This is a genomic window from Planctomycetia bacterium, assembly GCA_021413845.1.
In the GTDB taxonomy this organism is placed as follows: Bacteria; Planctomycetota; Planctomycetia; order Pirellulales; family PNKZ01; genus PNKZ01.
In genome coordinates, this window is sequence record JAIOPP010000163.1 from 56,421 (window position 1) to 66,742 (window position 10,322).

The 10,322-nt window shown below is 59.0% G+C and carries 10 protein-coding genes; 5 read left to right on the forward strand and 5 right to left on the reverse strand.

The window, feature by feature from the left end:
* Nucleotides 1-39: 39 nt before the first annotated feature.
* Nucleotides 40-492: a hypothetical protein gene (locus K8U03_26515; GenBank protein ID MCE9608453.1), complete on the reverse strand. Its 453-nt coding sequence runs from the start codon at nucleotides 490-492 to the stop codon at nucleotides 40-42.
* Between the two features lie 66 nt (nucleotides 493-558).
* Nucleotides 559-1,203 (reverse strand): hypothetical protein, encoded by a 645-nt coding sequence (locus K8U03_26520; GenBank protein MCE9608454.1) that lies wholly within the window; start codon nucleotides 1,201-1,203, stop codon nucleotides 559-561.
* 212 nt (nucleotides 1,204-1,415) lie between these two features.
* Between K8U03_26520 and K8U03_26525 the strand changes: the two genes are divergently transcribed.
* The 5 genes from K8U03_26525 to K8U03_26545 all read left to right on the forward strand — a co-directional run bounded on the left by K8U03_26525 (nucleotide 1,416) and on the right by K8U03_26545 (nucleotide 7,458).
* Complete coding sequence (locus K8U03_26525; protein MCE9608455.1) at nucleotides 1,416-3,152, forward strand: proline--tRNA ligase; 1,737 nt, start codon at nucleotides 1,416-1,418, stop codon at nucleotides 3,150-3,152.
* Nucleotides 3,153-3,182: 30 nt separating this feature from the next.
* On the forward strand, nucleotides 3,183-3,731 hold the full coding sequence (locus K8U03_26530; protein MCE9608456.1) for a DUF4416 family protein: 549 nt from the start codon (nucleotides 3,183-3,185) through the stop codon (nucleotides 3,729-3,731).
* Between the two features lie 341 nt (nucleotides 3,732-4,072).
* Nucleotides 4,073-5,629 carry a hypothetical protein gene (locus K8U03_26535; GenBank protein ID MCE9608457.1) on the forward strand — a complete coding sequence of 519 codons (1,557 nt, stop codon included), beginning with the start codon at nucleotides 4,073-4,075 and terminating at the stop codon, nucleotides 5,627-5,629.
* Nucleotides 5,630-5,750: 121 nt separating this feature from the next.
* Entirely contained in the window at nucleotides 5,751-6,437 is a 687-nt protein-coding gene (locus tag K8U03_26540; protein ID MCE9608458.1) for a methyltransferase domain-containing protein, read from the forward strand.
* 28 nt (nucleotides 6,438-6,465) lie between these two features.
* The gene (locus K8U03_26545; protein ID MCE9608459.1) at nucleotides 6,466-7,458 is read left to right on the forward strand and encodes a hypothetical protein; all 993 of its coding nucleotides are present in this window, start codon (nucleotides 6,466-6,468) and stop codon (nucleotides 7,456-7,458) included.
* A gap of 74 nt (nucleotides 7,459-7,532) precedes the next feature.
* Here the strand turns inward: K8U03_26545 and K8U03_26550 are convergent, their stop codons facing one another.
* From K8U03_26550 to K8U03_26560, 3 genes are all read right to left on the reverse strand, one after another.
* The gene (locus K8U03_26550; protein MCE9608460.1) at nucleotides 7,533-8,198 is read right to left on the reverse strand and encodes a class I SAM-dependent methyltransferase; all 666 of its coding nucleotides are present in this window, start codon (nucleotides 8,196-8,198) and stop codon (nucleotides 7,533-7,535) included.
* Between the two features lie 57 nt (nucleotides 8,199-8,255).
* Nucleotides 8,256-9,005, reverse strand: coding sequence for a YebC/PmpR family DNA-binding transcriptional regulator (locus K8U03_26555; protein MCE9608461.1), 750 nt, complete (start codon nucleotides 9,003-9,005; stop codon nucleotides 8,256-8,258).
* Nucleotides 9,006-9,054: 49 nt separating this feature from the next.
* Nucleotides 9,055-10,322, reverse strand: a 1,268-nt coding sequence (locus K8U03_26560) for a hypothetical protein (protein ID MCE9608462.1), incomplete at its 5' end; no start/stop codon positions are given.

Sequence of the window (10,322 nt, forward strand, 5' to 3'; positions counted from 1 at the left end):
CGATCGTCGCAGGATCGGCGATCGGTCGAGTTCGCCGTTCTATCCCTCTTCGATCTCCGCGCGCAATTCCAACACGTCCGGGTTCGCTTGGTCCTCGCACAGATCAAGCTGCTTGATCGCCGCCGCTTCGCGCTCCGTCTGCGCGAACACGCGCGCCAGCCCGACGCGGGCGGAGTCGCCGGCGCCATACTCGATCGCGCGCACGAAACACCCCTCGGCCTTCGGGAAGTCGTCGAGATAGGCATCGTACAGGTGCCCAAGCGATTCATGGGCCGAAGCGAACGTCGGGTAGCATTGAATCGCCTTCTCGTAGCATTCCTGCGAGCGCTCGATCGGAAACTCCTCGACGCTCATCTGCATCAGGTCGCCGTAGTAGTCCCAAAGCTCGGCCGACTTCGGATACTTGTCCAACATGGCCCGCACCCGTTTTAAGTCGGCCGCCGTGTATTCCTCTTTTTCGGAGAGCTCTTCGATCAATTGGTACGGGGTCATAGACAACTAGCAGATCAGAGGCCAAGGGTTCGTAGAACCGAACGATACGGGAACTGCCGCCGGAATTCAATGTTCGGCCTCGGCGCGGAGCGTCGGGAGGGGCATCGCATCGGCCGACGCGGCGGGTGAGGACTCGGGAGTGGAGGAAATCTGCGGCGAGGAGTCTCGCCTCGCGGCACCGCAGAATGAGGCGATGAACACACCTAAGCACACGACCGCGAGACCGACCTCCAAGCGATCGTGGCCCGGCCGAAACATTCTAGCGAACGCCGGATAGGAATCTCGAAGCGACGACGAGACGATCATCACGACGACACAGATCGCGGCGCTGAACACGTTCGCCCCGATGACCCAATTCCAACCGAACGATCGCGGGTTTGTCTCTGGTCGCAGATAGAGTCCTTCGACCAAGACAGAGAGTGCAACGGCGGCCGGCGGCACGAACCACCCGAACGCCGCTCCGAGCGGACTCATGACGATCGGAGCGAACACCGCGAGTCCGACGACGCCGGCAAGCAGGCTGAGGAAGTTCGCTTGCAACGAATAGCGCAACGCATTTCGCTCGACGCCGGCGCACGTATAAAAAGGCCGCTCGAGAAACGCAGCCAGCACCGACAACGGCAGCCCGAGCGCGGGCCCGACCGGAGCGAAACCGGGAATCATTCCCATATCGGCGGTGAGAGCATTGGCCAACAACGCGACCGAAATCATCTCGCCACCAAGTTGTCAGAAGGCGCCCCCTCTGCCCGCTATCAAGCAGGCCGCGCGGGCGGTCGCAAGCAAGACGTCATCGTCAATCTCCTAAAAGGAAACGGCGGTGTCAACGTTCCCGGCATTCCCACAAATCCGGCTCCCGCGTAGAATGCCCGCTTCGTTTTCCGCCGTTCCTGGTGAACAACCCGACCTCGCAGAAGGACCTTGCCGTGCGCTGGAGCCAAACGCTCATCCCGACCATGAAGGAAAACCCGGAAGGAGCCGAGATTCCGAGCCATGTGCTCATGCTCCGCGCCGGACTCATCAATCAACTCATGGCCGGTGCCTACACTTACCTGCCGCTCGGGTATCGAGCCTTGCGCAAGGCCGAGCAGATCGTTCGCGAGGAAATGGAAAAGGCCGGGGCGGTCGAAGTCCATATGCCCGCCCTCACGCCGATCCATTTATGGGAGCAGACCGGCCGGGTCGAGGCGTTCGGCAACGTGCTGATTCACTTCCATCTGCGGCGGCAAGGGAAGCAGGTCCACGTCGCCCTCGGGCCGACGCACGAAGAACCGATCACCGATCTCGTCTCGAAATACATCTCGAGCTACCGGCAACTGCCCCTCACGCTGTACCAAATCCAAACGAAGTTTCGCAACGAAGAGCGTCCACGGTTCGGGATCTTGCGCACGAGCGAGTTCTTGATGAAGGATGCGTATAGCTTCCACACCTCGGTCGAAGATCTCAACAAGACCTACGATCGGATGTATCAGGCCTACTGCACGGTCTTTCGCCGGTGCGGGCTCGACTATCTCGCCGTCGAAGCCGAAAGCGGCCCGATCGGAGGCGACGCGAGCCACGAGTTCATGGTGATCTCCGACACGGGGGAAGACTCCGTCGTCTACGATCCGAAGAGCGGCTACGCGGCCAACCAAGAGCGAGCCGAAACCGGCAAGCGACTCGTCGAACGCTCGACCGTCGAACCGAAACCGCTCACGAAGTTACACACTCCGAACGTCGGCAGCATCGAGGCAGTGAGCAAGTTCCTCAAGTGCAAGCCGCACCAAATGCTCAAGACGTTGATCTACACGGCCGACGACAAGCCGATCGCCGTGCTGATCCGAGGCGATCACGAAGCCAACGAAAACAAGATCCGCCGCGCAGTCGGCGCCGCGAAGCTCGCACTGGCCGAGACGGCCGTGGTTGAGCAAGTCACCGGAGCGCCGGTCGGATTCGCAGGCCCCGTCGGTCTTAAAATGCCGGTGCCGATTTGGGCCGACGAAGATGTCGCCGGCATGGCGAATATGATCGTCGGCGCGAACGAAGGAGACCACCACTACGTCGGCGCGAATCTGGAGCGCGACTTCCAAGTCGCGCATTTCGCCGACTTGCGCAACGCCGCGGCCGGCGATCCGTCGCCCAAGAGCGACGGCAAGCTCGAGCTGCGCCACGCGGTCGAAATCGGCCACGTATTCAAGCTCGGCACGAAGTATTCGCAGGCCCTCGGTGCGAAATTCCTCGACGACAAGGAACAGCAGCACACGATCATCATGGGCTGCTACGGCATCGGCGTGAATCGCATTCTCGCCTCGCTCATCGAAACCAAGAGCAATGCCGACGGCATCGTCTGGCCGATGTCGCTGGCTCCGTATGAAGTGATCGTCTCGTCGGTCAACGCGAAAGAGGCCGACGTCGCCGCCGCTTCCGAAAAGCTCTACGAAGAACTCCAAGCTCTCGGTGTCGAAACCCTGTACGACGATCGGGACCAACGCCCCGGGGTGAAGTTCAAAGACGCCGACTTGATCGGCATCCCGCTACGAGTCGTCGTCGGCGGACGTGGGCTCAAAGAAGGGAACTTGGAACTCAAGTGGCGCACGAAGCCGGCTGCCGACATGATCCCGGTCGAAGGGGCCGCCGCGGCGATCGCCAAGCTCGTCGCAGCCGCTCGGGCCGAATACAAGTAGCCCCGGCGACGTCGCTCGAGCGGAATCAGCATGGGAGAAACGCATTCGCACCCGCCGGTCTTGTTGCTGGTCGCCGTGATCACGCGGCACGCCCAAGCGCTCGACTGGGCACGCGCGAAGTGCGTCGAGAAGTGGGGACCGGTGGCGCTCGAAAGCCCGACCTTCGACTTCGTCGAAACGAACTACTACGAGCCGACGATGGGGCCGGGGCTCGGGAAGACATTTCTCACGTTCGCTTGCGGCGACCAAGCCCGAGGCTACGACCCCGGCGAGCTAGCGGCAACCAAACACCTGACCAATGCCTGGGAAGCCGAGTATGCGGCGCTCGGCCGGCATGCCGAAGCTCGGCCGTTGAACCTCGACCCCGGCTACATCACGCCGGCGAAGCTCGTGCTGGCGTCGACGAAAGATCACGCCCATCGAATCTATCTGGGGCAGGGGATGTTCGCCGAAATTACGCTGTTCTACAAACATAAAGCGTGGCAAAAACACGAGTACACCTTTCCCGACTATACGCGTGCCGATTTTCATGCGTTCTTCTCGCGTTGCCGCGAGCGGCTCCGAAAGCAGGGGGGGTAGGGGACGTTCGGCGACAAACTCAGGTTGCCGGCAATCGCCGATCACGACAGAATTCGCCTGTCATCCGATTTGAATTCTTTGCATCCGATTTCGATGCATCGAACTTTTTCGACCACGGAAGGTTATGCATGTCGGCTCGGAGCGGAATTCTACTTATCAGCTGCGTCGCACTTTCGATTGCAGCTCTCGGCTGCTCACCGGAAAGCACTGCGATCTCGTCTCCCCCGCGCACTAGAGAAGACGGTAGTAGAGAAGGTGGCAGTAAAGAAGCCGGTACCCGCGAAGGCGGTAGAGTTAGAGAAGGTCGACCGGCCGGCCCACGCCCGACGAAATCCGGAACCGTGCTGCAATTCCCCGGCGCCGCGAACCCGCGCGCAACCGGTGGCGACCAGCGCGAACCGGGCAATCGAGCGGCGTTCGTTGCGCAACAACCGGTCGGTCGGCAAACGAACAGCCAAGCTGCCGCCGCTGCGGACGAAACGCCCGGTGCAGCCGTCGTCGCGGAAGCGGTCCGTCGCAATGGGCCGATCTTCATCGAGTGGCCGGCGCCGCGCTATGCGCTCGTCTTCACCGGCGACCTCACCGGCTACATCGAGCCGTGCGGTTGCGCGGGCCTCGAAAACTTGAAAGGGGGCTTGAGCCGGCGCAGCACGCTCTTATCGAAGCTCAAGCAACAGGGCTGGCCGGCAGCCGCCTTCGATCTCGGTGGTCAGGTCCGTCGGATCGGGGTGCAACAAACCGAAATTAAGTTCCAGCAAACGGTCAAAGGGCTCATCGAGATGGGCTATGCCGCGATCGGGTTCGGTGCCGATGATTTGCGGATGCCGGCCACGGCGCTTTTGGGAGCCGCGACGGAGCCGTATCTCGACAAGACCGCGCCGTTTACATCGGCGAACGTCGCGCTGTTCGGGTTCGATTCCGGCGCAACGGCCCGCTTCCGCACGGTCAACGTCGGCGGTAAGAAGATCGGCGTGACGGCGATCGTCGGCGACTCCTTTACCCGCACTATCACGAACGAAGGAGTCGTCATCGTTCCGGCCGAACAAGGACTCAAGGAAGTTCTCGCCGAACTGACTGCGGAACGCTGCGATGAGCTGATCTTACTCAGCTACGCACTTCCGGAAGAAACGGAAACGCTCGTCAAGAAGTTCCCGCAGTTCCGCTTCGTCGTCACGGCGGGCGGAGCCGATGAACCGCCGGGCAACATTCGTCTCGTCGCCGGAACGCAAACCGGCCTGATCGAAGTCGGTAAGAAGGGACAACACGCGATCGTCGTCGGCATCTACGACGATGCCGCTGCGCCGATCCGTTATCAACGAGTGCCGCTCGATGCTCGTTTTCCCGAATCGTCGGACATGAAACGCTTGCTCACCGAGTATCAAGATCAGCTCCGGGTTGCAGGCTTAGCGAACCTCGGCGTTACGGAAAAGATTCATCCGCGCGCCGAGGCGACCGACCCTCGGTCCGCTCAGTTCGTCGGCTCCGAGAGTTGTGCGAAGTGCCATCAAGGGGCCTTCGACGTTTGGAAAGACTCCGGCCACGCCCATGCCACGGCAACGCTCGCGGAGCTCAAACCGGCGCGGCAGTTCGATCCCGAGTGCATCAGTTGCCATGCGGTCGGCTGGGATCCGCAACAACATGTGCCGTTTCAAAGCGGCTTCTTGGATCTCGTGAAGACGCCGCAACTAGTCGGCAACGGTTGCGAAAACTGCCACGGCCCGGGCGGGGCTCACGTGCAAGCGGAAACCGGCCCCGATGCCGCACGCCGCGCCGAGCTAAGACTGTTGATGAAGGCCGCGCTCGCCACGGCCGAACGCAATCTCTGCGCCAAATGCCACGACCACGACAACAGCCCCGAGTTCAAGTTCGACGCTTATTGGGAGCAGATCAAACATTGAACCGCGATACATCGACAACTAAGCTGAGATAAGCTTATCCTGCGTTTGCTTGCCATTTTGATATCGATTGCATTCGGCAGGTTGTATCGGACTCAACTCAGTTCGAAAACTCGGAGCCTCTATGTCGGCGTCGGAACTTACCACCTACGATCGGGCCGCCAACACGGGTGGATATAGTGAAGCCGGCATCTATCGATTGATTGCGACGATTTTAAAGTCGATCGAATTAAAAAGCCCTCGCGTTCTCGATATTTCCTGCGGCACCGGACAGCTTCGTGAGTTCATCGCTCCGTACGTTGCGATTTACGAAGGTGCCGACTTGGTGCGATATCCGGAATTGCCGGCGGAAGTAAAGTTCAATAAGGTCGATCTCGATACCGGTCGAGTACCGGTTGAAGACGGAACGTTCGATGCCGTATTGTCGGTGGAAACGATCGAACATTTAGAAAATCCCAGGGCTTTCACCCGCGAACTGGTCCGCATTACGAAGCCGAACGGTTGGATCGTGATCACGACCCCGAACCAATTGAGTATTCTGAGTAAGTTGACGCTCTTGCTTAAGAACCACTTCACTTACTTCGGAGCGAGCTTATACCCCGGCCATCTCACTGCGCTAATCGAACTGGACTTGCGCCGCATCGCGAGCGAATGTGGATTACTCGACATCCGGATCATTTACGGATATGCGGAACGGATCGTGCTTACTTCTCGAAGTTTTCCGGATTGGATGGTTCGACTTTTTCCCCGTTCTTGCTCCCGCACGGTCGCAATTGCCGCCCGAAAGCCCGGCGATTCGCCGAAGCGTTGACGTTGCGCTAAGTTGAACTGCGAGAACGATGAATTTCATCCAGCCCGTTGCGGCGATCGAAGATGGCGCCGCACGGATCGTGCTCGCAGCCGGAGCGGACGAGGCATTCGCTTTCCCGTTGACGATCACGATGCATGGTGCGGTGTCGCATCTGAGCGCTGGACGCGGTGCCGACATCTATATCGTTGATGGCGGTATTCGCCCCGAAACGCAAGCCAAGATGCGGCGAATCATTCAAGGAGACAATCTAAATATCGAGGTTCGATTCCTCGCACCCGATCTCGATCGCTTGTCGAACGTGCCGGTCGCACACATCAACGCGATGACCTATTTGCGTCTCTTGCTTCCCGACTTGCTCCCTGCCGAAATCGACCATGTGCTGTATTTAGACAGCGACTTGCTGATTCGCGGCGATCTGGGAATTCCGTGGTCGTTGCGTTCGCACACGCGTGCTATTGCGGCGACCCGAGAATTCAGCGCCCCCAGAGTTTCGGCCCCCCGAGCGCTACCCAATTGGGAGCATCTCGGATTGCCGCCCGACGCTCCTTATATCAATGCCGGCCTATTGCTGATGAATCTCAAGCGTTGGCGCGAAGAGAATATCGCATCGCGCATACTTGAATACGTTCGACGAACGACGGACATCAACAGGTACGCCGATCAGGACGGCATCAATGCGATCTTATGCCAAGACTGCGAGTTGTTGCCCGCGGAATGGAACGTGCCGGCGTATTTCGAATCGAATGTGGTCATAAAAGATCTCGATGATCCGATTTCCCAAGCCCTCATTGCGAATCGCCATCGGTTGTTGCGAGAAGCGTTCGTGATCCACTTCATCGGACCTCGAAAGCCCTGGCGAAACGGGCTCGGGCTCAAATGCCAATGGGATTGGCTGGAACAAGCGAAGTACTCGGGATGGTTTGAATCGGCGTTTGATTACGCTCGATTCAGTTTTCCGATTTGGGTCGACTACACGATTCGCCGAGCCATGCGAAAGATTCGGGAACTATACGGCAAATAGGCGTATCCAGCCCTGCTTAAGATCTTTTCTAAGATCGAAGCAGCACCCCTTAAGGCGGTTGTGAGAACGCTCTTCTAGACTTTGCGCCCGATGATGCAGACGTTGTCGGACATCGCTCTCGGCAGTAAGCGAGACAGGAACGTGGGCCAATGTCGAGCGGTGCCGGGCACGCGGCCGCACTTGGAATAGACAACATGCACCTCGGTCCAACCGCATTCGAGTGCGATTCGTCGCAGGTCTATTTCCAAGAGTGCATTGATATGTGCAGGGTAACTGGAGTCCGTAAACGCGTTGAACTTATTCTTCACAAAGAACGTGAGCTTACTCAAGAAGCTGAGTTGGTTCGGAGTGGTAATCAACATCCAACCGCCGGGCCGGCAGAGCCGCGTCATTTCACGAGCGAACGCGCGAGGGTTCTCTAAATGCTCGATCGTTTCGACGGACGCAACGACGTCGACGCTACCGTCGGCGAGCGGGATGCGGCCGTTATCCAAATCGATCGGATAGAACTCGGCATCGTTTGAGAAGGAGGGATAACGAACGACATCGGCTCCCGCATATCGCTCGAAGCGATCTTGAACATAGCTTCTCAGGTTCCCATGGCCGCAGCCGACGTCGAGCAAAAAGCCCCCGCCCGGATGTCGACCTTCCAACACTTCGACTGCCATCGCGTAGATCGGATCGGCGCTCGTGCCGCCGCTGCGAAGCGCTCGCTGCTCCGTCGTTTCCGCTGCGGGCATGCGACGACTTTCGACAATAAGATCGTTAGACAATAACTCTACAACTCTACTACCGATTTATCCGCCGTTGATCTCGGCCATCGCGGCGTCGGGGATGCTGAAATTCGACGACACAGCTTGCACGTCGTCGTGGTCGTCGAGGTTTTCCATGAGCTTGAGAACCGTGCGGCCGGAGTCGGCGTCGAGTTCGACCGTGGTCTTCGGAATCCGCGAAATCTGGCTCATTTCGGGCTTCAAGCCTTTGGCAAGCAGCGCTTCGGAAACCGCCTGAAAGACGTTCGGCGAGCACGTGATTTCATGACCTTCGGGAAGAGTTTGCACATCGTCGGCACCCGCTTCGAGTGCGAGTTCCATCAGCATGTCTTCCGCAATTTGCGAAGTCGGAACGAGAAACATTCCCTTGCGTTCGAACATCCATCCGACACAGCCGGTCGTGCCGAGTTGGCCGCCGCCGAGTTCGAAGATCTTGCGCACTTCGGCGGCCGTGCGGTTGCGGTTGTCGGTGAGAATCTCGCACATCACGGCGACACCGTTCGGGCCGTAGCCTTCGTAGAGAATTTCTTCCAAAGTGTCCGACTTCGTCTCACCGGTGCCGGCCTTGATGGCCCGCTCGATGTTGTCTTTCGGTACGCTCACGGCCTTCGCGGCGTCGATCGCGTAGCGGAGCTTGAGATTCATCGCAGGATCGCCGCCGCCTCGAGCGGCGATGATGATCGCCTTCGAAAGCTTGCTCCAAAGCTTACCGCGTTTCTTATCGACGATCGCCTTCTTCGCGGCGATATTCGACCAGTGGGAATGGCCTGCCATAGGTTCTTTTCGGTCCGTGATCCTTAGTTCGTGGCTTGCGAACGGGCGCTTACTTTTTCGGCAAGGCGGCGATCTTTTTGTTGACCGCCGCGAGCTTGGCCCGCTCGTCGTCCTTCTTAAACGAATCGGCCGCTGCCTGCCATTGGCGCCGAGCATCTTCAGTCCGACCGAGAGCATGGTACGCATCGCCGAGATGATCGAGAATCACGCCGTCGGGATCGTCCTTGCCCGGCTCTTTCTTGATCGCGAGTTCCAGCTCGACCGCGGCTTCGGCATTCCGTTTTAAGCGGTGATATACCCAACCGAGACTATCGCGGTAGGCGCGGTTCTTCGGCTCTTTCGCGACCGCTTTCTTGACCATTTCCAACGCCATTTCCAAGTTCTTTCCTTGGTCGGCCCAGAGGTATCCGAGATCGTTCATGGCGCCGATATCGTCGGGGAATTCATCGAGTACTTCTTCCAACGGTTGCTCGGCGCGGGCCAGATCTTCGAGATGCACGTAGATGTTCGAGAGAGCGAGCCGCGCTTCGCGGAGCAGTTGTCGATCGGCATCCGATTTATGATCGGCGTCGAATTTCTTGAGGAGCGCCAGATAGGCCTCGGCCGCTTCTTGATGCCGTTTGGCGTGGTACAAGATCCAGGGAATCCGAGTCGCAAAGCGCAGCTCTCCCTTACCGACTTCCGCTGCTTTGCGAGCGACGACCAACGCTTCGTCAGTTTTGCCGTCGAACTCTAAAGCTAAAGCGAGATAGGTATGGAAGCCGGCGTTCTCGGCTCCGATGTCGCTTTCGACGGCGCGATGAAATACCTTCGCCGCATCGCCATATCGGTCGTCGCCGAAAAGTCCCAAGCCCCAGGCCAACAAAACCGTCGGGGAGCTCTTGGGATCGTGCAACAACGCCAGCTCGAAAAACTCCGCGGCGACTTCATATTGCTTCGCCTCGAGAGCCGTCAGGCCGAGCGCGAACGCGACCGGTCGACCATCTTCCGGTTGCGAAGCCGCTACCGACTTGCGACCTGCGACGAGAAGATCGTTGAGCTTCGCTTTATCGGCGATCAAGGTGTCGATGAATTTCGACACCGCTTCGAGGCTGTTCGTTTTCGCCGTGACTTCCGTAAGCACTTCGACCTGCTTCGCGGCGTCGCCGGTCTTGTAGCTGGATTCGAGGAGCCCTTCGTAGACTTCCAAGGTGGGCGAGCGCCGCAAGAGGTCTGCGTAGATCGGCTTGGCAAGCGCGAATTGGCCGGAACTGAGATAACGGCCGGCCACGAAGTAGCGGAGCGGAATGTTTTTCGGATCGTCTTTCATCAGCTTTT